Source organism: Pseudomonas weihenstephanensis (assembly GCF_016812185.1).
Classification (GTDB): Bacteria; Pseudomonadota; Gammaproteobacteria; order Pseudomonadales; family Pseudomonadaceae; genus Aquipseudomonas; species Aquipseudomonas weihenstephanensis.
The window spans coordinates 133,566-158,037 of the sequence record NZ_JAAEBV010000005.1 but is presented as its reverse complement, the minus strand read 5'-3'; the positions used below and the strand labels follow the sequence as shown (position 1 = coordinate 158,037).

Below are 24,472 nucleotides of genomic sequence, written 5' to 3'. Positions count from 1 at the left end.
GTGACTATGTAGGTTCGGGTTTAGGCTTCGCGTGACTGGCCAGGCGTTCAAGGGCTGCGCGCAGTGCGGGGTCGGTAATGCCTTCGGCCGTTGCCTGAATGGTTTGTGCGGCGCCCTCTGACAAATCCAGCGTGTGGCCTGCCACTTTGGCCAGCACGGTTGGCGGCTGCACCTTGAATAAAATCCGGGTCAGACTGGCGAATTCATCAAACGCTTGTAATTGACGCTGCAAGCGTTTTTGTTGATAGCGCAGGCGGGTCGCCCAATGCCCATCGGTCACGATTAACAACAGGCTGCCTTCACGCCATGAGGCTACGTGGCAATGCTCACGCGCTGCCGGTTGAAGCTGGCTCTCAAGCAGGCGTTGCAGGTGCGCCAGGCGCCGTGCGTGGCCAAAAATGGCTTTTAGCGGCTTGGCCTCGCGCAGCAGGACGGAGGGTGCCCGAGCTGGATGTGGGCGAAATGCCATGTTCTAACACCTGGGAAAACTGAGGCGCAATCTTAGCAGAATCCACCCCTGTGGCTGTGTTTGATCCTGCCGTAAACGGCTTTCGCTGCAAAATCAATGGGTAACTTATTCGCCTTATGGGTTGAAGTTCAGCAAAAAGCCCTTATTTTAGTGAAGCCCCGTCACAACGCTGTACCAGTATCGTGGAATAACGCCACTTTCCTCACCGCCGTTTCCGGGTAGAATGCTCGTTCGCATGCGGCCATCAGGGCTGCTCGGGCGACTCTCGGGGCCGCCCTCCATCCCTATGTGTGGAAGATCCTGCCGATATGTTTGCGCCTTTGTTAAAGAAACTTTTTGGAAGCAAGAACGAGCGCGAAGTTAAACGCATGCTCAAGACGGTACAGGTCGTTAATGCCTTCGAAGAGCAAATGGTTGCTCTGACTGATGAGCAATTGCGCGCCAAGACCGAAGAGTTCAAGGCCCGCATAGCCAAAGGTGAGACCCTCGATCAACTCCTGCCAGAAGCCTTTGCGGTGTGCCGCGAAGCGGGCAAACGCGTCATGGGCATGCGCCACTTTGACGTGCAGTTGATCGGTGGCATGACCTTGCACGAAGGCATGATCGCAGAAATGCGTACCGGTGAAGGTAAGACCTTGGTCGCGACCTTGGGCGTTTACCTCAACGCGTTGTCCGGCAAGGGCGTACACGTGGTGACCGTGAACGACTACCTCGCCCGCCGAGATGCCAACTGGATGCGTCCGCTCTACGAATTCCTCGGTCTGACTGTCGGTGTTGTCACGCCGTTTCAGCCGCCACAGGAAAAACGCGAAGCTTACGCTGCCGATATCACCTACGGCACCAACAACGAGTTCGGCTTCGATTACCTGCGCGACAACATGGCTTTCAGCATGGAAGAAAAATTCCAGCGTGAGCTTAACTTCGCCGTAATCGACGAAGTCGACTCGATCCTCATCGACGAAGCTCGTACGCCGCTGATCATCTCGGGTCAGGCCGAAGACAGCTCCAAGCTGTACACCGAAATCAACAAGCTGATCCCGCGTCTCGAACAGCACATCGAAGAAGTGGAAGGCGAAGTGACCAAAGCCGGTCATTACTCCATCGACGAGAAGACCCGTCAGGTCGAACTGAACGAAGCCGGTCACCAGTTCGTTGAAGAAATGCTCACCCAGATCGGTTTGCTCGCAGAAGGCGAAAGTCTTTACTCGGCGCACAACCTGGGTTTGTTGACCCACGTGTACGCAGCGCTGCGTGCTCACAAGCTGTTCCATCGCAACGTTGAATACATCGTTGAAGACGGCCAGGTACTGCTGGTTGACGAGCACACCGGGCGTACCATGCCGGGTCGTCGCCTGTCCGAAGGCCTGCACCAGGCCATCGAAGCGAAAGAAGGCCTGAACATTCAGGCAGAAAGCCAGACCCTGGCGTCGACCACTTTCCAGAACTACTTCCGCCTGTACAACAAGCTGTCCGGCATGACCGGTACGGCGGACACCGAAGCGTTCGAGTTCCACCAGATCTACGGTCTGTCGGTGATGGTAATTCCGCCGAACAAGCCGCTGGCGCGTAAAGACTACAACGACCTGGTGTTCCTGACCGCTGACGAGAAGTACGCGGCGATTGTGGCTGACATCAAAGACTGCATGGCCAAGGGCCGTCCGGTACTGGTCGGTACGGCGACCATCGAAACCTCCGAGCACATGTCCAACCTGCTTAACAAGGAAGGCATCGAGCACAAGGTTCTGAACGCCAAGTTCCACGAAAAAGAAGCTGAAATCATTGCACAGGCCGGTCGTCCGGGTGCGCTGACCATCGCCACCAACATGGCCGGTCGTGGTACTGACATCCTGCTGGGCGGTAACTGGGAAGTGGAAGTGGCGTCCCTTGAGAATCCGACGCCTGAGCAAATCGCACAAATCAAGGCCGATTGGCAGAAGCGTCACCAGCAAGTGCTGGAGTCGGGCGGCCTGCATGTGATCGCTTCCGAGCGTCACGAATCGCGTCGTATCGACAACCAGTTGCGTGGTCGTGCCGGTCGCCAGGGTGACGCGGGTTCCAGCCGTTTCTACCTGTCGCTGGAAGACAGCCTGATGCGTATTTTCGCCTCTGACCGGGTGAAGAACTTCATGAAGGCGTTGGGCATGCAGTCTGGCGAAGCGATTGAGCACCGTATGGTGACCAACGCTATCGAGAAGGCTCAGCGCAAGGTTGAAGGGCGCAACTTCGATATCCGTAAGCAATTGCTGGAGTTCGATGACGTCAACAACGAGCAGCGTAAAGTGATTTATCACATGCGTAACACGTTGCTGGCCGCCGATAACATCGGTGAAACCATCGCTGACTTCCGCAAAGACGTGCTCGACAGCACGATCAGCGCTCACATTGCGCCACAATCGCTGCCTGAACAGTGGGACGTGGCAGGTCTGGAAGCCGCCATCGAAAGCGGTTTTGGCGTGAAGTTGCCGATTCAGCAGTGGCTTGATGAAGACGATCACCTGTACGAAGAAACACTGCGTGAGAAGCTGCTGAGCGAATTGATCGCGGCTTACAACGAGAAAGAAGAGCAGGCGGGCGCTGAGGCGCTGCGCACCTTCGAGAAGCAAATTGTGTTGCGCGTGCTGGACGACCTGTGGAAAGACCACCTGTCGACCATGGACCACCTGCGCCACGGGATTCACTTGCGCGGTTATGCGCAAAAGAACCCGAAGCAGGAGTACAAGCGCGAGTCGTTCAACCTGTTCTCCGAGCTGCTTGATTCGATCAAGCGCGATTCGATCCGTGTGTTGTCGCACGTACAGGTTCGTCGCGAAGACCCGGTCGAAGAAGAAGCGCGTCTGCGTCAGGAAGCGGAAGAGCTGGCCTCGCGCATGCAGTTCCAGCATGCCGAAGCACCGGGCCTTGATCAGCCGGACGCATTGGCCCAAGTGCTCGAAGGCGCCGATGTCGATGAAGTGACCACGGCTAATGATCCTGTTCGTAACGAGCAGAAGCTGGGTCGTAACGAGTTGTGCTACTGCGGCTCGGGCAAGAAATTCAAGCACTGTCACGGGCAAATCAACTAAGTAGCCTGTTTCAACTGCTGAAGAAACACCTGCGCCGCGACCGGCAATAGCCGTCGCGGCGTTTTACCTTTGAATTCCCGCCTTTGAGGGCGGCGCACACATCTAAATAGGAGCGCATCATGGCAGTTGGTCTTGGTCCTTTGCCCACTTTGCACCCGGTTGCAGGTTTTGAACTGGGGATTGCTTCAGCCGGTATCAAGCGGGTGGGGCGTAAGGATGTGGTGGTGATGCGCTGCGCCGAAGGCTCCAGCGTGGCCGGAGTGTTCACTCTGAACGCATTCTGTGCGGCGCCGGTGATCCTGGCCAAGCAGCGCGTGCACGGTGCTGTGCGGTATTTGCTGACCAACACCGGCAATGCCAACGCCGGGACGGGAGCGCAGGGTCTGGCGGCTGCGACCCGCACGTGTGCCAAATTGGCCGAGTTGACGGGTGTGGAGGCCAGCGCCGTGCTGCCTTACTCCACTGGCGTCATCGGTGAGCCGTTGCCGGTCGAAAAAATTGAAAGCGCCCTTCAGGCTGCGCTCGATGACCTTAGCGAAAACAACTGGGCACAAGCCGCTACCGGCATCATGACCACAGACACTTTGCCCAAAGGTGCAAGCCGTCAGTTTCAGCACGGGGGTGTGACCATCACCGTGACCGGTATCAGCAAAGGTGCGGGGATGATTCGTCCCAACATGGCGACCATGTTGGGTTACATCGCCACTGATGCCAAAGTGTCGCGTGAGGTGCTGCAAAACCTGTTGCTCGATGGCGCTAACAAGTCGTTCAACCGCATCACCATCGATGGCGATACCTCGACCAACGATTGCTGCATGTTGATCGCCACCGGCAAGGCTGATGTGCCTGAAATCACCGAAGCGCGGGGTCCATTGTTCGATGCGCTGAAACACGCGGTGCTTGAGGTGTGCATGGACGTGGCTCAAGCCATCGTGCGTGACGGCGAGGGCGCAACCAAGTTCGTGACCGTTGAAGTCAACGGTGGGGCTAATCATCAGGAATGCCTGGATGTGGGTTACACCGTGGCGCACTCGCCGCTGATCAAAACCGCGCTGTTTGCCAGCGACCCTAACTGGGGACGTATTCTGGCGGCGGTAGGGCGCGCAGGCGTGCCTGAGCTGGACGTCAGCAAAATTGATGTGTTCCTCGGTGAGGTGTGCATTGCCAGCGGCGGCGCTCGTGCGACGACGTACACCGAAGAGCAAGGCTCGGCGGTCATGGCGCGCGAAGAAATCACCATTCGCATTGAGCTGGGGCGTGGTGCATGCAGCGAGACTATCTGGACCACTGACTTGTCCCACGAGTACGTGAAAATCAACGCCGAATACCGTACCTGAGTGTTTCGACATTGCCTGTCAGTCACCGCGTGAGCATGAATGACAGGCAGGGTTGGCAGGTCGGCGCAAGATACAGCGGTTGAGCGGTGACCTGCGCTCAAGGCATGGCAATAGGCCGGATCAAAGGAAGTACAAGTGTGAAAAGAGTTCATGTGGCTGCGGCCGTTATCCGAGGCGCTGACGGCAGAATTTTGATCGCTCGTCGTGCTGATACCCAGCATCAAGGCGGTCTGTGGGAGTTTCCCGGCGGCAAAGTTGAAGCGGGCGAGACCGTCAGCGCCGCATTGAGCCGTGAGCTTAAAGAGGAGTTGGGGATTGGCGTCACGGCTGCTCGTCCGCTGATCAAGGTTCAGCATGACTACCCTGACAAGCAGGTGCTGCTGGATGTGTGGGAGGTTTCTTCATTCACGGGCGAACCTCATGGTGCAGAAGGTCAGCCTCTGGCGTGGGTCAATCCACGCGATTTGATGAATTATCAATTCCCCCAGGCCAATCAGGCCATTGTGGCGGCCGCACGTTTACCGGACCAATACCTCATCACCCCGGACGGCTTGGAAACGCCGGAGTTGTTGCGCGGCTTGCAGAAGGCCATTGCGGGCGGCATCAAGCTGGTCTCGTTGCGCGCGCCCAATGGCTATGACCCCAAATACCGCGACCTTGCGGTGGATGCTACGGGGCTGTGTGCGGGCAAAGCACAACTGATGCTCAAGGGGCCTTTGGAGTGGTTGGGCGACTTTCCTTCTGCCGGTTGGCATTTGACGGCGGCGCAGTTACGAAAATACGCACCTAAAGGCCAGCCGCTGGCGAAAGACCGCTGGTTGGCAGCCTCGTGCCATAACGCTGAAGAGTTGGCGCTGGCAGAGCAGATGGATGTGGATTTTGTGACGTTGTCACCGGTGTTGCCTACCCCAACGCATCCCGATACGGCGCCGTTGGGCTGGGAGCAAGCGCAGCAATTGATCGAAGGTTTTAGCAAGCCTGTATTTGTGCTGGGCGGGCTTGGGCCTGCCGACCGTCAGCAGGCATGGGAAATCGGCGCACAAGGTATCGCGGGGATTCGTGCGCTTTGGCCACACACGGCCTGAGATGCGCTGTTGCCACTGATGAGTAATACGCGCCAGCGTGCGGGCATAGCGGTTGCCCCCCCTTGAATGCGGTGCCTCAGAAGCACCGCGGTCATCGGGATTGCGAGCGCTTCGCCATCGGCCTCACCTCGGCACTTTCGGTGTGGCGCGAGGTCGCTTCACGCTTGGGGGTTGGGAGCGGCCTGCCACAGAATCTCCGCAATGCCCTGACGCTTGGCAATCAAGCGGGCGGCCACAAACAGCAGGTCTGATAACCGATTGATGTAAGCCAGCCCCGGACCTGTCAGTGGTTCCAGTGCATTGAGCTGCTGGCAGCGGCGTTCAGCGCTGCGGGCCAGGCTGCGGCAAACGTGCGCTTGGGCAATCAGCATCGAGCCGCCGGGCAGTATGAAGTTTTCCAGGGGGCCCAGTTCCTCGTTCCAGCGATCAATTGCGGTTTCCAGCCGCATCACTTCAGCGTTGTCGAGCGCCTGATAAGCTGGCATCGCCAGTTCGCCCCCCAGATCGAACAATCGATGCTGGCAAGGTTCAAGCACTTCAGACACCTCAATCAAACCTGCGTATTGGGCGGTGTGTTCGTGGAGTCCGGCCAGCAACACGCCCAGCTGGCTGTTGAGCGAATCGACTTCGCCGATGGCCTCTATGCGAGGGTGATCCTTGGGCACGCGTCGGCCATCGCCCAGACCTGTTTCGCCCTTGTCACCCGTGCGGGTGTAAATCTTGGATAAGCGAAAGCCCATGTCTACAGTTCCACCTTGGTTGATTCATGTGCGGGCATCAGCGGCAAGCGCAGGGTAAAGCAGGTGCCTTGACCCATTGTTGAGTGCACTTCCATTTGCCCTTTGTGGTTGTTGGTAATAATGAAGTACGACACGCAAAGCCCCAACCCGGTCCCTTGCCCGACTTCTTTGGTGGTGAAAAAGGGTTCAAAGATACGTTTGCGTACGTGCTCAGGCATGCCTGCGCCATTGTCTTCGACCTGTATTTCTGCCCACGGCGGGTTCAGTTTTGTGCGCAGGGTGATGCGCCCCGGTTCGCTGGGGTCTTTGCGCTGATGAATGGCCTGTGCCGCGTTTTTAAGCAAGTTCAGTAACACTTGCTCAAGCTCGTTGGGAATGCCGGGCACGGGACCCAGCTGGAGGTCGAACTGACGAATGATGGCCTGCCCTTTGAAATCAAAACCCAGCGCCAGATCGAAGTCATTACTGGCAATGTCCAGGGCCTGTTCAATCAGGGCGGGCAAGTCACAGGGACTCATTTGTCGATTGCTGCGACGGCTAAAACTCAGCATGTGGGTGACAATTTTGGCCGCGCGGGTGCCCGCTTGCTGGATACCGTCCAGTAGCTTGGGGATGTCGCGCGCGTGTAAATATTGGTTAATGGCCGCCAGATCTACGCCTGCTGCGGTTGCCTGTTCAATGTTCTTGGGCAGTTCATTCGACAAGCGCCTGCGGATGTTCTGCACGTTATGCAAGATGGCCCCCAAGGGGTTGTTGATCTCGTGGGCCATGCCTGCGGCTAATCCGCCGACAGAGAGCATCTTTTCGGACTGCACCATCATGTCCTCCAGCGAAAGGCGCTGTGTGATGTCATCGATCCGAATCACCGCGCCGCGTCCGCCATCGCCCATTAATGGGTAAAACGTCAGTGCGTAGTGTTTGGGTTCATCGTCTTGAAGCCAGGTGACGCGCTCAATTTTTACCACGCGATGTTGCTCGATGGTGTCCTTGATCTGCCTCAGGTACGGCTTGAGGGGCGCAAACGCTTGATAAACAGGCTGGTTCAGGGCTTCGTCCAGCCGTGTACCCGAAAGCGCGCTGGCTTCCTGGTTCCACTGGGTGACGTAAAGTTGCTCATCCAGTGCAATCAGAGCCGAAGGCATGGAGTCGATGATGTTGTTGAGGTAGAGCTGGAAGCCGGTCAGCTTTTTCTCGATTTTGCTGCGTACTTGCACTTCAAGTTCCAGCTTGCGATTGGTGTGGCGGGTTTCCTGTGCCAGTGCTTGCGCCTGGTCGTAGGCGGCCTGAGCTTGATCCCGGGCGCGTTTGAGCTCCTGCTCGCGCGCTTCAATACGCGACAACATCGTATTAAACGCTTCTGCCAGGCTGCCAATTTCGTCGTGATTACCCGGCGTTGCCCGCAATGCGTAGTTCTCTTCGCGAGTCACCTGACGCGACAGTACTTCAAGTTGATGAATGGGCTGGGTGATCAGGCGTTTGATCTGGCGCGCGATCACGAGCCACAGCAAAACGCTGAACACCAAAATGCCAAGGCTGGCAGTGAGCGTGCCGGTGTAGAAGGCCATGGGCAGCTCACTGCTGGCCACCAGCAGCAAGTGCCCGGGGGGCTTATCACCCTGGGGGAGTGGCGTAACGTGATGGCTGCGCAGCTCTGTCAGGCTCCAGGCGTCGATCTGCGCGAAGTGCTCGGGCAAGGGCAAATGTTCGCCATGCTGCAATTGCGCCAGTAAATTGCCGGCGCTGTCATAAATTGCCCCGGCACGCAGGGGGGCGTAGCTGCCAATGGTTTTGAGCAGTGCCTTGGCGCTTTGTGCAGAGTCCAGAGCCTGTGCCATCAGGTCAGGATTAGAGGCCAGGCTGCCCAGTGTTTGCAGCGCTTGGGGAGCGGTGCTTTCGTGGGAAATCCAGTAAGCCACACTGACAAAGGTCAGGTTGGCGACCACTAGCACGGTCGCCAACAGTACGAGCAGGGCGGCCAGCAACTTCTGGCCTACCGGAAGGTTTTCAAGGCGCTGGCGTAAAGGCATGACGTAGCCGTATGAGGGGCAGATAAGCGGGCAGGTTAGCGCGTAGCTCAGTCGCAGGGCAATCCACGCTGCAGCAAGTGTGCGCACAAGCGCTGGTGCAGGTGTTGCAGGTGCGGCACAGCAAGCTGAAGATTGATCGCGGCGTGGTTTGCATAACCGGTTAAGTAGCTGATTTCGGTACGTCTGCCTTGAGCGACGTCTTGATGCATGGAGGCGTAATTGTGTGCGGTCGCGTCAATGATGCGATGAACTTCGTCGTTCAAATTGAACGCAGCCTCTGGCTGGGCGCAGCTTTCAAGCAGGGAGCCCAGCTCAGTGCACAAGGCATCCACTTCAAGGCGGTGAGCCTTTAGGCCGCCATTGCGGCAATTGTGCAGAACGGTCAGCGGGTTGATGGCGCAATTGATTGCGAGCTTGCGCCACAAGCGACTCAGGATATTTTGGCTCCACTCGTGGCTGATGCCGCTGCGTTGCAGTTCTTCAAGCCATGCCGGTGCTGCGCCAGGTTGTGCATCGCCCAGCCAGATATGACCGTGCCCGGCCAATACCACGCGCCAGTCACCCTCGCGAAAGGCACCTTCTGTACTGGAGGCAAAGATACAGCGCGCATGTGGCACCCGAGTGGCAATGGCCTGCTGGCTGCCAAGCCCGTTTTGCAGCAGGATGATGTCGGCGTCGGGTGTCAGTCGATGGGCAACCTGAGCCACCGCGGCTTGTGCGTCATAGGCTTTGCAGGCCACCAGCAAGCGTGCAATCGGCTCGTCGGCTTCGGGTGTTTGTGCCGCAATGGGCAATAAGACGCAATTTTCGCCTTCGACCAGCGTCAAGCCTTGTGCGGCTTCATAGGCTTGCAGACGGGCTTGATTGCGCAGGATCAGGCGCACTGCAAAACCGGCGCGGGACAAGCGTGCGGCCCACAATGCGCCCATGCTACCTGCACCCAATATGTGCCAGGGGGTTGGCGTATGAAGGGAGGTGTGGGTAGTGGTTTGCGTGGGCATGTGTGCTCGCCAGTCAATCAAGTTAAAGAATCGCTATAATGCCCGCGCATTCTAACTGTCAGGCCAGGCGCGCTCCATCTGTGTTGTGCGCGCCCTTTATTTTGGAGATAAACACATGCCGTCGTTCGACGTGGTATCCGAACTGGACAAGCACGAAGTCACCAACGCAGTCGAAAACGCTGTGAAGGAGCTGGACCGCCGTTACGACCTCAAAGGCAAAGGCTCCTTTGAGTTCAAGGAAAAAGACCTGACCGTCAACATGACCGCGGAGGCAGACTTCCAGCTGGAAGCCATGATTGAGATCCTGAAGTTGGCGTTGGTCAAGCGCAAAATCGATGCGCAGTGCCTTGAGATCAAAGATGCCTATGCCTCGGGCAAGTTGATGAAGCAGGAAGTGGTGCTCAAAGAAGGCATCGACAAAGAGCTGGCGAAGAAAATCGTTGCTCACGTCAAAGACGCTAAGCTCAAAGTGCAGGCTGCCATACAAGGTGAGCAAGTACGCATCACCGGCAAGAAGCGTGACGACCTGCAAGAAGCGATTGCGGCCTTGCGTGCCAAGACGTTTGACTTGCCATTGCAGTTCAACAACTTCCGCGATTGATCAATGATCATTGGCCGTGGGGGAACCTATGGCGATCATTGACGTCCGAGTGTCCCGGGCACTGCACAAGCGATTGAGCGTTGCCGTTCAATCGTTTAGCTGAATACATAACGTCGCCGGGTATCGGTACGAGGAGAAGTAAATGGATTTGAACGCTGAAGTCGATCAGTTGATCAAGGCCTCTCAAGCCTGGATCCCGATGATCATGGAGTACGGAAGCCGTGTGCTGTTGGCGCTGATTACGCTGGCGGTGGGCTGGTGGTTGATCAACCGTTTGACCGCCAAGCTGGGTAACTTGCTGGCCTTGCGCAAGGCCGATCTGGCACTGCAAGGCTTTATCAGCAGCCTGGCCAACATCATCCTCAAGGTCCTGTTGGTGGTCAGCGTGGCCTCCATGATTGGCATTCAAACCACATCGTTCGTTGCGGCGATCGGTGCGGCGGGCCTGGCGATCGGTTTGGCACTGCAAGGCAGCCTGGCAAACTTTGCCGGCGGGGTGCTGATCCTGTTGTTCCGTCCATTCAAGATCGGTGACTGGATTGAGGCGCAAGGTATCAGCGGTACCGTTGACAGCATCCAGATCTTCCACACGGTGCTGCGTACCGGTGATAACAAAACAGTCATTGTGCCGAACGGTAATCTGTCCAACGGCATCATCACCAACTACAACCGTCAACCGACGCGCAAGGTGGTGTTTGATGTGGGCGTGGATTACGAGGCCGATCTGCAAAAGGTGCGTGAAGTGTTGCTGGCCCTGGCCGATGACCCGCGCGTACTGAAAGACCCGGCGCCAGTGGTGGTTGTGACCACGCTGGGGGACAGTGCGATCACTATGTCGTTGAGAGCATGGGTCGATACACCTAATTACTGGGATGTATTGTTCATGTTCAATGAGCAGTCGCGTGATCGGCTGAAGGCTGCAAATATTGATATTCCTTTCCCGCAGCGTGTCATACGAGTGGTGCAAGAGCGGGCAGAGTAACAAGTTGCAGCGAGTGCCAGCGAATGCCTGATTTAGATCATCAGGGATGAGCAGCAATTAAGGGGGCGAAAGCCTCCTTAATTGTTTCTGGCGTTTGTTTATAGGTGTTGATAGCCGGTGCATTGCATCTAATAAGTTAGTTAGCTTGCTATATAGATAACTTTTGACCGTGCAAAAAAAACCATGCCCTTATGCAAGGGCATGGTTTTTTCTGAAGCGTCTCTGCAATGAAGGCGTTGGGGCGCTTATTACAGAATGTTCAGCGGGTATTCAACGATGACGCGAACGTCGTTGGTGTCTACGCCGTAGTTGCTGGTGGTGCGGTAGATCGCGCTACGCAGGCGGAAGGACAAGTCTTTGGCCGGGCCTTCTTGCATCACGTATTTGCTTTCGAAGTTGAACTCGTGCTCTTTGCCTTCGCCGTCGGTGGTGGAGATGTTGTCACCGGTGACGTAGCGCGTCATGAAGCTCAGGCCAGGCACGCCGTAGGAGGCCATGTTCAGGTCGTAGCGCGCCTGCCAGGAGCGTTCGTCTTTGCCGTTGAAGTCGGAGTACTGCACGGAGTTGGCGAGGAAAATAGTGCCACCGCCGTCTACGCCATAGTAGTAACCGCTGTCACCGGTTGAGCGCTGGTGAGCCAGGGTGAACTTGTGAGCGCCGAGGCTGTAAGCCGCTGCCAAACTCCAGATTTTGTTGTCGACATCGCCCGCCAGTTCCTTGCCTTGGCTGGAGGTCCGGTAGCCGTTGAAGTCGAAGTTCAGGGCTTGGGATTCAGCGATTGGCAGGGTGTAGTTCAGGTTGACGTATTGCTTCTTGAAGTAGTCGTCAACGTCGGACGCTGCCACGCCACCGACGAAATTCTCAGTGAACTGGTAGGTCGCCCCCGCAATGTTTGCAGAAGGCAGGTGCAGGCTGTCGTGGAACATGCCGGTTTGCGAGCTGATGCCGGTAAAGCGACCTGCGGTCAGCTCAAGACCTTTGATTTCTTTGCTGGTGATCAATGTGCCGGTGGCCACTTCAGGCAGCAAGCGGCTGTCGTCGGTAGAGAAAACCGGGCTGGCCACGAACTGGTTGCCGTATTTCAGTACGGTGTCGGACAGGCGGAATTTTACAGCGCCACCGATTTTCGATTGGGTGTCTTCCGGAGAGCCATCGCTTTTGGTTGCGAACAGGCCGTTACCTTGACGACCTGCGCCGCCGTCCAGACGCACGGTGCCCATGGCAAATGCATCAACGCCCACCCCAATGGTGCCTTGGGTGAAGCCGGATTCGTAGTTAAGCAGTTCGCTCAGGCCCCAGTCTTCGCGATAGCCGCTTTTGTAAGGATGGCCGCCCGCCTCACCGTTTTTGCTGATGTTGCCAGCGCCATTACGGTAATCACGGTTCATGTAAAGCATGCGAGTTTTAGAAGTCAGTGTGCTGTCTTCAATAAAGCCCTTGGCGTCATCTTGGGATGAGGCCATTGCGAACTGTGTAGTGCCGGCTGAAACAGCCAGTGCGATCATGCTCCACTTCATCACGCGCATCGTGATTTGCTCCTTTGGTTTTAGGAAGAGTACTGCCGTCCCACCTGAATTTTTATCTGGGCGGCTCTTTCTTTTTGTGTCGGCGCAAACTTATATCACGCCGACCTTATTGGCGATACTTACCCTCAAAAGCTTTCAGCTTCTTTACAGATACGTCGCAAAACAGATTTTTGATGACGTAAATGTGCAGCAGTCATAAGGTTTGAACGGGCTGTTGAAACTACGAGCAGGGCTAAACACATGGCGCGATGTTGTGTGTCCACGGTTTAACAACTCCAATTTTCTGCGGCTGAGCTATGGTTATTTACCGTAGAGCCTTACGTCCCTTGGCTGGCTCTTGCGACTATGTACGAGCTTTATGCAACAAGCATGCTCAAAGCGGCGATGTCATGAAAAATAATTGATTTGTGCCCTGGTCTGCCTCTAAACCCCGATAAAGCGAGGGCGGTGCTTGTATGGGTTTCATCTTTGCGGATGCCTGGCTCCCCGCGTGCCAGCGCTGAAGTGTTCCGGCCAGCCTAAAGCGTTACCGGTTAACACCTGTTTGGGTACGCGGTGACGTTTGGCTGCACTAAAAGCATTCGTGTTGTTCTCTTTTGGTGCAGCAGTGTCTGAACGCTGTTTGGATCGGGTGTGATGCGAGCTTCAATCAAGGGTATCCTGCGCCTTTGCCGTCTGGCGCTTGATGAGTCTCATCGGTGTGAGTCGAGCTGCAAAAAAACCACCCTTCGAACAGGAGACCGTTCAGTGTTCGCTTTGGATTCACGGCTTAAACAGGACACCTGGCTGATAGGGGATTTCCCTTTGTGCAGCCTGCTGCTGTCCAATGACTCAAATTACCCCTGGTTTATTCTGGTGCCGCGGCGCGAGGGTATAAGTGAATTGTTTCAATTGGATGACGGTGATCAGCAGCTTATGTGGCGTGAAACTAACGCCTTGGCGCGCGTGCTGAAGGAGGTACTGGGTGCCGATAAAATGAATGTTGCCACGTTAGGTAATGTGGTCAGCCAGCTGCATATGCATGTCATTGCGCGCTATACCGCTGACGTGGCGTGGCCAGGCCCTGTGTGGGGTAAATTTCCTGCTAGGCCTTACACCGCAGATGAAGTGGTCGGGCTTTGTAAGCAGCTAAAACCTGTTTTGGGCGATAACTTCACTTTTTCGGAGGTTGTGGCGTGACATTAGAAGCGCGAGTTATGGACCTTGAAAGTCGTTTGGCTTTTCAGGATGACACCATTCAGGCACTGAATGATGTGTTGGTCGCACAGCAAAACGCAGTGGATCGTTTGCAGATGCAAATCGCTGCCTTGCTCAAGCGCCAGGAAGAAATGGGCGGCCAGTTTGAGTCCTTTGACGATGAAGCACCGCCGCCACATTATTAATACGTTCCACCGGCGAAAAAAAACCGCGATCAGCCTGGCTGGTCGCGGTTTTTTTGGGGGGTATGAAATCAGCGGCGTGGCAATGCTGCGATAACGTCTTCTGCCTGCAAGCCTTTGTCGCGGTTCATGACCGAGAACTCGACACGTTGGCCTTCGACCAGAACGCGATGACCTTCACCGCGAATGGCACGAAAGTGCACGAAAATATCATCACCCGAGTCGCGTGAGATAAAGCCGAACCCTTTTGAGGTGTTAAACCACTTCACCGTTCCAGTGTCGCGGTTAGTCATGTCGTAATTTTGCGTGGCTTGCGAGGGGGATGACTTGTAGAAGCTCACGGCCAGATGAAGCGCAACGGCTAGCACGGCCGGTGCAAGGCTAAGCAGAACGGCAGGCTGGTCGCCGATTGGCAACAGCAAGCCAAACAAGGTCAATGTCTGCAAAACAACAGACAGTACCAAGAGGGCGCTGACCAGGTTTTGCAGGTGATGGCGCGCACCTTTATTCCAGAACGGAATGACGGGAGCGAGTGTCAGGTTGAGCAGGCCGAGAAAGGCCAGGTAGAGGGCATCAGCGTGTTGGAGGTACGGAACGGCGTCGGGCTGTAGGCTGGGTATAAAGGACAGCAGCAAGGCAGCTGTTCCCATCACCAAGTGGACGATTTTCAACATTTCAATTAACTCACATTAAGACGGATCACAAGGAAGAGCGGATTGAGTACGGTTCGCTTCTGAAAAAAAGGAGGCGCTGGGCACGTACAGTCATCAGCCTATGCACCACCACCAAGGGCAGGTGAGGGCGACACGCCGCCTATTTAACAGTAAAGCTTGGCGGTTCTCAAATTAAGCCTCCTGAGCGGTAAATAAGGGTGATTCCGCAGGGCTAGTAGTCTCTATCTTTTTTCTGTGTAGGCATCATCCTTAGGATATATAGCTGAATTCCAGTTTTTTGGTGAGGGGTGGGAGGGGGTGGGTGTTGCTTGTTTTTATATTTGTTTTGGTGTCTTGTGTTGGGGAAGTTGTGTGTATCTTTTGGTTGAATTAAGTGCGCGGTCTTTTAATTTGTGACGGTGGATTTGGTTTGATTAATGATTGTGTTGAATACGACTGATCAGTTGATAGTTAAAAGAGGGTAGGGGCTGTGCTGATTGATCGCGATGCCCGAGTCCTTTCCGTTAACGTGTCTGCGGAGCGGAATGCTGGATCTTGTGGTGCCGAGGGGGCTGTGTCTTTGACGATGTTGTGCGCGTGCAGCGCTCAATGCCTGTGGCCTTTAAGCCGCCGCTCTTGAGGGGGCTGAGGCGCTCGAATTCATCGCCCCTATCGAGATGGCTCCTACGTGTTTGAGGGGGAGATCCGCTGGATAAGAACTTTTACATATTGTTTTATGTAAGTGCGTTACAGCAAATATCAATCAACTTAAATGGTGTTGCAATGGAGTGCTCTAATTATGGGGCGATTAATTCGGTATGAAGGTGTGGGCAGCAGGTTGGTGCAAAGAGTCAAGATTGATCCGGCTATTCTTAAGTTTGAAATGTCATTGGCTCGGCCGTTATCCCGGTCGGTGAGGCTAAATGGTTTTGCCACCTGTTTAAGGCTTGAAGAAATTTATTGGGAGGTGCTCGCGGATATGGCGCGTATTAATGAATGTTCAATCAATGCCTTGTTGTCCTATGTCGACAGGGAGGTGCATTTGCGGCATGGGGGGGTGAAAAATTTCAGCGGTCTGATCCGGGTTGTGTGCGTTATGCATTTGTCCGGTGCGGCACGAGGAGTGGCGGGGACGTCTCAAAAGCAGTTCTTTTGGGGGTGAGTGGCAGGTTGTGAAAGGCAGTGCTTGCGCGCAGCGGCTTGTAATCGATCGATATTTATGATGCCTTTAGTTGGTTCTGGTCATTCGTGCGGCTGCAAAGGCTCGATTTAACAGATATAATCTCGCGCTTTGTGGCCCTCTGTAGGGGTTGCCGCTAACGGATTGTCGAGATACGCCAATGCCCATGTACGATTATCAATGCGCTTCCTGTGGTCATCAGTTGGAAGCCATTCAAAAAATCAGTGATTCACCACTGGTTGATTGTCCTGCCTGTCAGGCGCCTGAGTTGAAGAAGATGCTGTCCATGCCAGGCTTTCGCTTGAGCGGAACCGGATGGTACGAAACAGACTTCAAGACAGGCTCGAAAAAGAATCTGGCAGGCGGCGACAAATCCGACTGAGATTGAGCGAAAGCAGTCTGAATATGAGCGGGCTCTTGCACTTTATCAGCACCGACGGTGCGCAAGACCTCCACCGAATTTCGAATTACGAGAAGTGAAACCACTACCATGATGCGCAGCCATTATTGCGGCCAACTGAACGAAAGCCTGGAAGGCCAGGAAATTACCCTTTGCGGATGGGTTCACCGTCGCCGTGACCACGGTGGGGTGATTTTCCTCGATATCCGTGATCGTGACGGTCTGGCCCAAGTGGTTTTCGATCCGGACCGCGCTGAGTCCTTCGCTGCAGCCGACCGCGTGCGCAGCGAATATGTTGTCAAGATTACCGGCAAGGTGCGCTTGCGTCCGGCGGGTGCGGGCAACACCAACATGGCGTCGGGCATGATTGAAGTGCTGGGCTATGAGCTGGAAGTACTGAACGAAGCTGAAACTTCGCCGTTCCCGCTCAATGAGTTCTCGGATGTAGGCGAAGAAACGCGTTTGCGTTATCGCTTCATCGATCTGCGCCGTCCTGAAATGCTCGAAAAGCTGCGTCTGCGTTCGCGCATGACCACCAGCATTCGCCGTTATCTTGATGAAAACGGTTTCCTGGACGTTGAAACGCCGATTCTCACCCGTGCGACCCCCGAAGGTGCTCGTGACTATCTGGTACCAAGCCGTACGCATGCGGGCAGCTTTTTTGCCCTGCCGCAATCGCCACAGCTGTTCAAGCAACTGCTGATGGTTGCCGGTTTTGACCGTTACTACCAGATCGCCAAATGTTTCCGCGATGAAGACCTGCGTGCTGACCGTCAGCCTGAGTTCACTCAGATCGATATCGAAACCAGCTTCCTTGATGAAAAAGACATCATGGGCCTGACCGAAGGCATGATCCGCAACCTGTTCAAGGAAGTGCTGGATCTGGAGTTCGGCGAGTTCCCGCACATGACTTTCGAAGAAGCCATGCGCCGCTACGGTTCCGACAAGCCAGACTTGCGTAACCCGCTGGAGCTGGTCGACGTTGCCGACCAGCTCAAAGACGTTGAATTCAAAGTGTTCAGCGGCCCTGCCAATGACCCGAAAAGCCGTGTCGCCGCCCTGCGCGTTCCTGGCGGCGCGAGCATGCCACGCAGCAAGATCGACGACTACACCAAGTTTGTCGGCATCTACGGTGCCCGTGGCTTGGCCTACATCAAGGTCAATGAGCGCGCCAAAGGTGTTGAGGGTCTGCAATCGCCGATCGTGAAAAACATTCCTGAGGCTAACCTCAATGTGATTCTGGATCGCGTAGGTGCAGTCGATGGTGACATCGTCTTCTTCGGCGCCGACAAAGCCAAGATCGTTAGCGAAGCCTTGGGCGCGCTGCGCATCAAGGTCGGTAATGACCTGAACTTGCTGACGTGCGAGTGGGCACCGATGTGGGTCGTTGACTTCCCGATGTTCGAAGAGAACGAAGACGGCAGCTTCAGCGCCTTGCACCACCCGTTCACAGCGCCGAAGTGCTCGCCAGAAGAGCTGGAAGCCAACCCGGCTACCGCTATTTCGCGTGCCTACGACATGGTGCTGAACGGCACTGAGTTGGGTGGCGGCTCGATCCGTATCCACCGCAAAGAAATGCAGCAGGCCGTATTCCGCTTGCTGGGTATCGAAGAGGCAGAGCAAGAAGAGAAATTCGGCTTCCTGCTGGATGCTCTGAAGTACGGTGCACCGCCTCACGGTGGCCTGGCTTTCGGTCTGGATCGCTTGGTGATGCTGATGACCGGCGCTCAATCGATTCGTGAAGTGATTGCGTTCCCGAAAACCCAGAGTGCTGCGTGTGTCATGACCCAAGCCCCTGGCCTGGTCGATGCCAAGGCGCTGCGTGAGCTGCACATTCGTTTGCGTGAACAGCCTAAGGCTGAGTAAAACTGGCCCACAAAGGCGCATCCCCGGATGCGCCTTTGTCGTTGGGGTCGAGCATTTTTATTGCCGGGCTGTGTTCACGGGCAGGGCCGGGCAAGGTTTCACACAAGGATTCGGAGTAGGTTATGGCAGGTCATTCTAAGTGGGCGAACATCAAGCACCGCAAAGAGCGTCAGGATGCCAAAAAAGGCAAGATCTTCACCAAGTGGATTCGTGAGCTGACGGTTGCTGCCCGTCAGGGTGGTGGCGATCCGGGCACCAACCCTCGTCTGCGCCTGGCGCTGGACAAGGCGCTGGGCGCCAACATGAGCCGCGACATCATTGATCGGGCAGTGTCGCGCGGTACAGGCGCAGCTGAAACCGACGACATGGTCGAGCTGACTTACGAAGGCTACGGCGCGGGCGGTGTGGCGGTCATGGTCGAATGCATGACGGACAACCGTAACCGCACGGCCGCAGCTGTGCGTCATGCGTTCAGCAAGTGCGGTGGCAATCTGGGGACCGATGGCTCGGTGGCCTACCTGTTCGAGCGTAAAGGTCAGATTTCCTACGCTGCCGGTATTGACGAAGATGCGTTGATCGAAGCGGCTATGGAGGCAGATGCCGATGATGTCGTAACCAATGAAGACGGTTCCATCGATGTCTTTACCTCGTTTTCCAGCTTTTATGCGGTGCGCAATGCTTTGGAAGCGGCAGGGTTCAAACCGGTCGATGCTGAAATTGTCATGCTGCCCACCACCAGTGCCGAGCTTGATCTGGAGGGGGCTGAAAAAGTGCTCAAGCTGATCGATATGCTTGAAGACCTGGATGACGTGCAAAACGTCTATTCCAATGCCGAAATACCCGAAGCGGTGCTGGAACAGCTAGCCTGATACCTGCTGCGACCTTGGAAGCCGGAGGTGCAACGCCGCGATGATCGCAGGCTGTGCACCTCCGGCTTCTGCCTTTAAGCTGTCCGGGTTAATGCCCGAGGGCATCACTTCAAAAGCTGTAGGCGTTATGACTCTTATTCTTGGTATTGATCCTGGCTCGCGAATCACTGGCTATGGCGTGGTGCGAGACACGGGGCGTGGCTGCGTGTACGTGGCTTCGGGGTGTATTCGTACGGGTAACGGCGAAATGCATGAGCGGTTGCAGATCGTGTATCGCGGTGTGCGCGAGGTCATTCAGACGTACGGGCCGGTTACGATGGGCATCGAGAAGGTGTTCATGGGGCGCAACGCTGACTCTGCGTTAAAGCTGGGACAGGCACGGGGGGCGGCCATCGTTGCAGGTGGTGAAGAAAGCTTGGAAATTGCCGAGTACACCGCCACGCAAATCAAACAGGCGGTCGCGGGCACGGGTGGGGCAAACAAAGAGCAGGTCATGATGATGGTCATGCATTTGCTCAAGCTCACCTCCAAGCCGCAGATTGACGCTTCGGATGCGCTGGCGATTGCGTTGTGCCATGCCCATACCCGCTCAAGCCTGTTGCCCCACGGCTTGGGTGCGGCACGTAGTCGTGGTGGTCGTCTGCGCCTTTGAAATGATGGCTTTTACTTTATTAAGCGTGCGGGTGATCGCTCCCGCAGTTACCCCTCGCTGCTGTCTTGTGAGCCAGGCGTTGTTCTGGCCAGAGAAAAGGATCTAAAACGTGATTGGACGCTTGCGTGGCACTCTGGCTGAAAAACAGCCGCCCCATCTGATTCTGGATGTCAACGGCCTGGGTTATGAGTTGGAAGTGCCAATGACCACGCTGTACCGCTTGCCATCCATTGGTGAACCGCTGACCCTGCACACGCATTTAGTGGTTCGCGAAGATGCACAGTTGCTCTATGGTTTCATTGGTAAGCGAGAGCGTGACTTCTTTCGCGAGCTGATCCGGCTCAATGGCGTAGGCCCCAAGCTGGCCTTGGCCTTGATGTCCAGCCTGGAAGTCGATGAGCTGGTGCGTTGCGTTCAGGCGCAGGACACCTCAGCGCTGACCAAGGTGCCGGGCGTCGGCAAAAAAACAGCTGAGCGCTTGTTGGTCGAACTCAAAGATCGATTCAAGGCGTGGGAGCAAGTACCGAGCATGTTTGCTCTGGTGCCTAATCAGCCGGATGCACCCGTGCAAGTTGCCAGCGCTGAAAGCGACGCAGTCAGTGCTTTGATTTCTTTGGGGTACAAGCCTCAGGAAGCGAGCAAGGCCGTGTCAGCGATCAAGGACAAGACCTTGAGCAGTGAAGACATGATTCGCCGTGCCCTTAAGGGAATGATTTAAGTGATTGAAGCTGACCGTTTGATAACCGCCTCCAGCGGGCGCGACCGCGAAGAGGTCCAGGACCGGGCGATTCGTCCATTGAGCCTGGCTGACTACATTGGTCAGCCCACGGTGCGTGAGCAAATGGAGCTGTTTATTCAGGCCGCGCGCGGGCGTTCTGAGTCACTGGATCACACCTTGATTTTCGGCCCGCCCGGGTTGGGTAAAACCACGCTGGCTAACATCATTGCTCAGGAAATGGGTGTCTCGATCAAAAGTACCTCCGGCCCTGTGCTGGAGCGTCCGGGCGATTTGGCGGCTTTGCTGACCAACCTTGAGCCGCATGACGTACTGTTTATTGATGAAATCCATCGACTTTCACCCATCGTCGAAGAAGTGCTGTACCCGGCAATGGAGGACTTCCAGCTCGATATCATGATTGGCGAAGGGCCTGCTGCGCGTTCGATCAAGCTGGATTTGCCGCCGTTTACGCTGGTTGGGGCGACGACTCGCGCTGGCATGCTGACCAATCCTCTGCGTGACCGCTTCGGCATTGTGCAGCGTCTGGAGTTTTACAGTACGGATGACTTGGCGACGATTGTCAGTCGCTCTGCCGGTATTTTCGGTTTGCCGCTTGATCCTGAGGGTGCATATGAAATTGCCCGGCGTGCTCGCGGTACACCGCGAATCGCCAACCGTTTGTTGCGTCGTGTTCGCGACTTTGCTGAAGTGCGGGCCAAAGGGCATATCACCAAGCCTGTGGCTGACCTGGCGTTAAACCTGCTGGATGTGGATGAGCATGGCTTCGATCATCAGGACCGACGTTTGTTGCTGACCATGATCGAGAAATTCGATGGTGGGCCGGTGGGCATCGACAGCTTGGCGGCGGCGATCAGCGAGGAGCGCCATACCATTGAAGATGTGCTTGAACCGTATCTGATTCAGCAGGGCTACATCATGCGTACGCCGCGCGGTCGCGTCGTGACCCGGCATGCGTATTTGCACTTCGGTCTGAACATTCCATCGCGCTTGGGTGAGATGCCGACCGAGGACATATTTTTGAATGCAGTGGACGATTAATTAGCCATCACGGGTCGATTTTTTTGTCGTTTTTGATGTCTCAAAGGCTGGCGCTGAAAATCTTGGGTCTTAAAGTCTAAGAAGAGTGAAAAACAGTGGTTTGGCGGATTGGCAACCTGAGGAGTAAGCACTAGAGTATGCGCGCGCAAAACAGGCTGGAGCCGTTCGCACATCGCTGTCGCGTTTATTACGAAGACACCGATGCGGGTGGCGTCGTGTATTACGTCAATTACCTTAAGTTTATGGAGCGGGCTCGAACCGAAAGGCTGCGGGAACTGGGCTTTGCCCAATCTGCGCTGGCGGGCGAGAACCTGTTGTTCGTCGTGCATTCCAGCGAGGCGCGTTACTACGCACCGGCGCGACTGGACGACGAATTGTTGGTAAGTGCGCACGTAATGGAACTCAACCGTGCCAGCCTGCGTTTCAAGCAGCAGGTCTGGCGGGCTGCGGACTCAACGCTGCTTTGTGAAGGGCAGTTTTTGGTCGCCTGCGTGCGCGCCGATAGTTTTAAACCCCGGGCCATTCCCGAAGCTTTACGTACGGCCTTTGCCGACGTGAGCGGCGCGGGTAAACATTTAGAGCAGGAGATAAAGCGTGGAAGCTAACGTCGTCGACCATTCCTCCATGTGGAGCTTGGTCAGCAATGCCAGCATTGTTGTGCAGTTGGTAATGTTGACCCTGCTGGCCGCATCGGTGACCTCTTGGGTCATGATTTTTCAGCGCAGCACGATGCTGCGCGCAGGTCGGCGTGCTCTGGAAAGCTTTGAAGAGCGCTTCTGGTCGGGTATCGACTTGTCAAAACTGTACCGTCAGGCCGGCAGCAACCCTGACCCGGACTCCGGCGTTGAGCAGATCTTTCGTGCCGGTTTCAAAGAGTTTTCTCGCCTGCGCCAACAGCCGGGCGTTGACCCCGAAGCGGTCATGGAAGGTGTTGCGCGTGCTATGCGCGTGGCGATCTCCCGTGAAGAAGAGAAGCTGGAACAAAGCTTGCCGTTTCTGGCCACTGTCGGTTCGGTAAGCCCGTACATCGGTCTGTTTGGTACGGTTTGGGGCATCATGAACTCTTTCCGTGGCCTGGCCACGGCTCAGCAAGCGACGCTGGCCACCGTAGCGCCCGGCATTGCCGAAGCGTTGATTGCAACGGCCATTGGTTTGTTCGCGGCCATTCCGGCAGTTATTGCCTACAACCGTTTTGCTGCGCGTAGCGAAACCCTGATCGGTCGCTACTACACCTTCGCCGATGAATTCCAGGCGATCCTGCACCGTAAAGTGCACACCAGCGAAGAATAAGCAGGTAATTCCCAATGGCTTTAATCGCTCGAGCTCGCAAAAAGCGCAAGCCGGTCGCCGAGATGAACGTTGTGCCATACATCGACGTGATGCTGGTACTGCTGGTCATTTTCATGGTGACTGCGCCCATGCTTAACCAGGGTGTGAAAGTGGATTTGCCCAAGGTCTCCAGCGAGGCCTTGCCGCAAGACAACAACACTCAGGTTTTGACTATTTCGATCAAGGCTGACAAGACCTATTTCTGGAACCTTGGCAGCGAAGTTGATACCGAAAAGCAAATGGACAAGGCCATGACCTTGCCGCAGATGACGGATGCGGTGACTAAAATCATCCGTGCCGGCAATGAAGGCGGAAAGCATACTCAAGTCTTCATTCGGGGTGACAAGACCGTGGACTATGGCGCGGTGATGGGTGCCATGGGCGGCTTGCAGAAAGCCGGGGTCGGTAACGTTGGCTTGATAACCGAGGCTCCCTGATGCGCGAACAGCGGGAGCCGTCCGCCTCTGAGAACTTTTTTTGGCCTACAGTGTGGGCGGTGGCACTGCACGTCCTGATTTTTGGCATGCTCTTCGCCAGTTTTGCCATGACGCCGGAGTTGCCACCATCCAAGCCCATTGTTCAAGCGACCTTGTATCAACTGAAGTCCAAGAGTCAGGCGACCACCCAGACCAATCAAAAGATTGCGGGTGAGGCGAAGAAATCTGCCGCGCGTCAGACCGAGGCTGAGCAGATGGAGCAAAAAAAGGTTGAGCAAGAAGCGGTAAAAGCGGCGGAACAAAAGAAAGAAGAGGCTGCCGAAAAAGCAGCTGAGGCCAAGAAGGCGGACGAAGCCAAGGCGAGTGAAGCCAAAAAGGCCGATGAAGCTAAAAAGGCAGATGAAGCCAAAAAAGCTGACGATGCTAAAAAGGCCACCGACGCTAAAAAGGCTGAAGAGAAAAAACTGGCTGATATAGCCAAGAAGAAATCTGAGGAAGAGGCCAAAAAAGCCGCTGAAGAAGAGGCGAAGAAAAAGGCCGCCGAAGACGCCAAGAAAAAGATTGTCGAAGATGCGAAGAAGAAAGCGGCTGAAGATGCCAAGAAAAAGGCCGTAGCAGACGAGGCGAAAAAGAAAGCCGCCGAAGATGCGAAGAAAAAGGCGTCAGCCGATGCTGCCAAGAAAAAGGCAGTAGAAGCCGCGCGTAAATCGACCGAAGAGAAAAAGGCGCAAGCCTTGGCAGATTTGCTTTCCGACACGCCGCAACGTCAACAAGCCTTGGCAGAGGAGCAGGGCGATGAGGTCGCCGGTAGTTTTGATGACCTGATTCGTGCCCGGGCAGCAGAGGGTTGGGCGCGCCCACCATCGGCTCGCAAGAACATGACAGTGGTGCTGCAAATCGGCATGTTGCCAGATGGCACGGTCACGTCAGTGACGGTTGCCAAGTCCAGTGGTGACGGGCCTTTCGACAGCTCTGCTGTGGCGGCGGTCAAGAACATTGGCCGTTTAACGGAGATGCAGGGTTTGAAGCCCAGCGAATTTAATCCTTATCGATCATTCAAGATGACATTCACACCTGAGGATCTAGCCTTGTGATTAACT

Annotated in this window: 24 protein-coding genes; 18 read left to right on the top strand and 6 right to left on the bottom strand. The window is 55.6% G+C overall.

The genetic code is table 11. From position 1 onward, the window contains the following. Positions 1-4: 4 nt before the first annotated feature. Positions 5-469, bottom strand: coding sequence for a DUF721 domain-containing protein (locus tag GYN01_RS16800; RefSeq protein WP_048363552.1), 465 nt, complete (start codon positions 467-469; stop codon positions 5-7). Between the two features lie 308 nt (positions 470-777). On the opposite strand from GYN01_RS16800, the gene secA reads away from it, so the two are divergent. The 3 genes from secA to GYN01_RS16785 all read left to right on the top strand — a co-directional run bounded on the left by secA (position 778) and on the right by GYN01_RS16785 (position 5,953). After that, positions 778-3,531, top strand: coding sequence for a preprotein translocase subunit SecA (secA, locus tag GYN01_RS16795; RefSeq protein WP_048363553.1), 2,754 nt, complete (start codon positions 778-780; stop codon positions 3,529-3,531). A gap of 119 nt (positions 3,532-3,650) precedes the next feature. Then, positions 3,651-4,868, top strand: a complete 1,218-nt coding sequence (argJ, locus tag GYN01_RS16790) for a bifunctional glutamate N-acetyltransferase/amino-acid acetyltransferase ArgJ (protein WP_048399806.1) — start codon at positions 3,651-3,653, stop codon at positions 4,866-4,868. Positions 4,869-5,005: 137 nt separating this feature from the next. Next, entirely contained in the window at positions 5,006-5,953 is a 948-nt protein-coding gene (locus GYN01_RS16785) for a Nudix family hydrolase (RefSeq protein ID WP_203307485.1), read from the top strand. A 158-nt stretch (positions 5,954-6,111) separates the two neighbouring features. Here the strand turns inward: GYN01_RS16785 and GYN01_RS16780 are convergent, their stop codons facing one another. The 3 genes from GYN01_RS16780 to GYN01_RS16770 are packed head-to-tail and all read right to left on the bottom strand — an operon-like array spanning position 6,112 to position 9,721. After that, positions 6,112-6,693, bottom strand: a complete 582-nt coding sequence (locus GYN01_RS16780; RefSeq protein WP_048399802.1) for a cob(I)yrinic acid a,c-diamide adenosyltransferase — start codon at positions 6,691-6,693, stop codon at positions 6,112-6,114. Between the two features lie 2 nt (positions 6,694-6,695). Next, the gene (locus tag GYN01_RS16775) at positions 6,696-8,720 is read right to left on the bottom strand and encodes a sensor histidine kinase (RefSeq protein ID WP_048399800.1); all 2,025 of its coding nucleotides are present in this window, start codon (positions 8,718-8,720) and stop codon (positions 6,696-6,698) included. 47 nt (positions 8,721-8,767) lie between these two features. Further along, positions 8,768-9,721 (bottom strand): putative 2-dehydropantoate 2-reductase, encoded by a 954-nt coding sequence (locus GYN01_RS16770; RefSeq protein WP_203307484.1) that lies wholly within the window; start codon positions 9,719-9,721, stop codon positions 8,768-8,770. Positions 9,722-9,836: 115 nt separating this feature from the next. Here GYN01_RS16770 and GYN01_RS16765 point away from each other — a divergent pair, with 115 nt between their 5' ends. Together GYN01_RS16765 and GYN01_RS16760 are read left to right on the top strand one after the other, a co-directional pair. Further along, on the top strand, positions 9,837-10,322 hold the full coding sequence (locus GYN01_RS16765) for a YajQ family cyclic di-GMP-binding protein (RefSeq protein ID WP_019410225.1): 486 nt from the start codon (positions 9,837-9,839) through the stop codon (positions 10,320-10,322). A gap of 142 nt (positions 10,323-10,464) precedes the next feature. Then, complete coding sequence (locus tag GYN01_RS16760; protein WP_048363559.1) at positions 10,465-11,304, top strand: mechanosensitive ion channel family protein; 840 nt, start codon at positions 10,465-10,467, stop codon at positions 11,302-11,304. Positions 11,305-11,552: 248 nt separating this feature from the next. Here GYN01_RS16760 and GYN01_RS16755 read toward each other — a convergent pair whose 3' ends face one another. Continuing rightward, complete coding sequence (locus tag GYN01_RS16755) at positions 11,553-12,830, bottom strand: OprD family porin (protein WP_048399797.1); 1,278 nt, start codon at positions 12,828-12,830, stop codon at positions 11,553-11,555. 747 nt (positions 12,831-13,577) lie between these two features. Between GYN01_RS16755 and GYN01_RS16750 the strand changes: the two genes are divergently transcribed. Further along, entirely contained in the window at positions 13,578-14,009 is a 432-nt protein-coding gene (locus GYN01_RS16750) for an HIT family protein (protein ID WP_048363561.1), read from the top strand. Continuing rightward, positions 14,006-14,212: a SlyX family protein gene (locus GYN01_RS16745; protein ID WP_048363562.1), complete on the top strand. Its 207-nt coding sequence runs from the start codon at positions 14,006-14,008 to the stop codon at positions 14,210-14,212. The genes GYN01_RS16750 and GYN01_RS16745 overlap by 4 nt, the downstream gene beginning before the upstream one ends. A 68-nt stretch (positions 14,213-14,280) precedes the next feature. Here GYN01_RS16745 and GYN01_RS22505 read toward each other — a convergent pair whose 3' ends face one another. Further along, on the bottom strand, positions 14,281-14,883 hold the full coding sequence (locus GYN01_RS22505; RefSeq protein ID WP_048399795.1) for a cold-shock protein: 603 nt from the start codon (positions 14,881-14,883) through the stop codon (positions 14,281-14,283). Positions 14,884-15,661: 778 nt separating this feature from the next. On the opposite strand from GYN01_RS22505, the gene GYN01_RS16735 reads away from it, so the two are divergent. The 11 genes from GYN01_RS16735 (at position 15,662) to tolA (ending at position 24,466) form a co-directional block, all read left to right on the top strand. Further along, positions 15,662-16,024, top strand: coding sequence for a ribbon-helix-helix domain-containing protein (locus GYN01_RS16735; RefSeq protein ID WP_048363564.1), 363 nt, complete (start codon positions 15,662-15,664; stop codon positions 16,022-16,024). 178 nt (positions 16,025-16,202) lie between these two features. Then, entirely contained in the window at positions 16,203-16,424 is a 222-nt protein-coding gene (locus tag GYN01_RS16730; RefSeq protein ID WP_003441220.1) for an FmdB family zinc ribbon protein, read from the top strand. A 108-nt stretch (positions 16,425-16,532) separates the two neighbouring features. Then, positions 16,533-18,308, top strand: coding sequence for an aspartate--tRNA ligase (aspS, locus tag GYN01_RS16725; protein WP_203307483.1), 1,776 nt, complete (start codon positions 16,533-16,535; stop codon positions 18,306-18,308). A 122-nt stretch (positions 18,309-18,430) separates the two neighbouring features. Continuing rightward, the gene (locus GYN01_RS16720; RefSeq protein ID WP_203307482.1) at positions 18,431-19,177 is read left to right on the top strand and encodes a YebC/PmpR family DNA-binding transcriptional regulator; all 747 of its coding nucleotides are present in this window, start codon (positions 18,431-18,433) and stop codon (positions 19,175-19,177) included. A 127-nt stretch (positions 19,178-19,304) separates the two neighbouring features. Next, positions 19,305-19,829: a crossover junction endodeoxyribonuclease RuvC gene (gene ruvC, locus GYN01_RS16715; RefSeq protein WP_048363568.1), complete on the top strand. Its 525-nt coding sequence runs from the start codon at positions 19,305-19,307 to the stop codon at positions 19,827-19,829. A 109-nt stretch (positions 19,830-19,938) separates the two neighbouring features. Continuing rightward, on the top strand, positions 19,939-20,547 hold the full coding sequence (ruvA, locus tag GYN01_RS16710) for a Holliday junction branch migration protein RuvA (RefSeq protein ID WP_019823258.1): 609 nt from the start codon (positions 19,939-19,941) through the stop codon (positions 20,545-20,547). Continuing rightward, positions 20,548-21,606 (top strand): Holliday junction branch migration DNA helicase RuvB, encoded by a 1,059-nt coding sequence (ruvB, locus tag GYN01_RS16705; RefSeq protein WP_203307481.1) that lies wholly within the window; start codon positions 20,548-20,550, stop codon positions 21,604-21,606. It abuts the gene before it with no gap. 137 nt (positions 21,607-21,743) lie between these two features. Further along, positions 21,744-22,211 carry a tol-pal system-associated acyl-CoA thioesterase gene (ybgC, locus tag GYN01_RS16700; RefSeq protein WP_048399790.1) on the top strand — a complete coding sequence of 156 codons (468 nt, stop codon included), beginning with the start codon at positions 21,744-21,746 and terminating at the stop codon, positions 22,209-22,211. Beyond that, positions 22,201-22,896, top strand: coding sequence for a protein TolQ (gene tolQ / locus GYN01_RS16695; protein WP_048363571.1), 696 nt, complete (start codon positions 22,201-22,203; stop codon positions 22,894-22,896). The genes ybgC and tolQ overlap by 11 nt, the downstream gene beginning before the upstream one ends. A 23-nt stretch (positions 22,897-22,919) precedes the next feature. Further along, positions 22,920-23,372, top strand: coding sequence for a protein TolR (gene tolR / locus GYN01_RS16690; protein WP_162207799.1), 453 nt, complete (start codon positions 22,920-22,922; stop codon positions 23,370-23,372). Then, positions 23,372-24,466, top strand: a complete 1,095-nt coding sequence (gene tolA, locus GYN01_RS16685) for a cell envelope integrity protein TolA (protein ID WP_048363572.1) — start codon at positions 23,372-23,374, stop codon at positions 24,464-24,466. The genes tolR and tolA overlap by 1 nt, the downstream gene beginning before the upstream one ends. The last annotated feature ends 6 nt before the right edge of the window (positions 24,467-24,472 follow it).

Bases quoted from the DNA above. Each gene is read 5' to 3' on its own strand.
- GYN01_RS16770 (WP_203307484.1), bottom strand. From the start codon at position 9,721: ATGCCCACGCAAACCACTACCCACACCTCCCTTCATACGCCAACCCCC.
- tolA (WP_048363572.1), top strand. From the start codon at position 23,372: ATGCGCGAACAGCGGGAGCCGTCCGCCTCTGAGAACTTTTTTTGGCCT.
- aspS (WP_203307483.1), top strand. From the start codon at position 16,533: ATGATGCGCAGCCATTATTGCGGCCAACTGAACGAAAGCCTGGAAGGC.
- GYN01_RS16765 (WP_019410225.1), top strand. From the start codon at position 9,837: ATGCCGTCGTTCGACGTGGTATCCGAACTGGACAAGCACGAAGTCACC.
- GYN01_RS16775 (WP_048399800.1), bottom strand. From the start codon at position 8,720: ATGCCTTTACGCCAGCGCCTTGAAAACCTTCCGGTAGGCCAGAAGTTG.
- GYN01_RS16720 (WP_203307482.1), top strand. From the start codon at position 18,431: ATGGCAGGTCATTCTAAGTGGGCGAACATCAAGCACCGCAAAGAGCGT.
- GYN01_RS16735 (WP_048363564.1), top strand. From the start codon at position 15,662: ATGGGGCGATTAATTCGGTATGAAGGTGTGGGCAGCAGGTTGGTGCAA.
- GYN01_RS16780 (WP_048399802.1), bottom strand. From the start codon at position 6,693: ATGGGCTTTCGCTTATCCAAGATTTACACCCGCACGGGTGACAAGGGC.
- GYN01_RS16800 (WP_048363552.1), bottom strand. From the start codon at position 469: ATGGCATTTCGCCCACATCCAGCTCGGGCACCCTCCGTCCTGCTGCGC.
- argJ (WP_048399806.1), top strand. From the start codon at position 3,651: ATGGCAGTTGGTCTTGGTCCTTTGCCCACTTTGCACCCGGTTGCAGGT.
- GYN01_RS22505 (WP_048399795.1), bottom strand. From the start codon at position 14,883: ATGTTGAAAATCGTCCACTTGGTGATGGGAACAGCTGCCTTGCTGCTG.
- secA (WP_048363553.1), top strand. From the start codon at position 778: ATGTTTGCGCCTTTGTTAAAGAAACTTTTTGGAAGCAAGAACGAGCGC.
- GYN01_RS16760 (WP_048363559.1), top strand. From the start codon at position 10,465: ATGGATTTGAACGCTGAAGTCGATCAGTTGATCAAGGCCTCTCAAGCC.
- ybgC (WP_048399790.1), top strand. From the start codon at position 21,744: ATGCGCGCGCAAAACAGGCTGGAGCCGTTCGCACATCGCTGTCGCGTT.
- ruvC (WP_048363568.1), top strand. From the start codon at position 19,305: ATGACTCTTATTCTTGGTATTGATCCTGGCTCGCGAATCACTGGCTAT.
- GYN01_RS16730 (WP_003441220.1), top strand. From the start codon at position 16,203: ATGCCCATGTACGATTATCAATGCGCTTCCTGTGGTCATCAGTTGGAA.
- GYN01_RS16755 (WP_048399797.1), bottom strand. From the start codon at position 12,830: ATGCGCGTGATGAAGTGGAGCATGATCGCACTGGCTGTTTCAGCCGGC.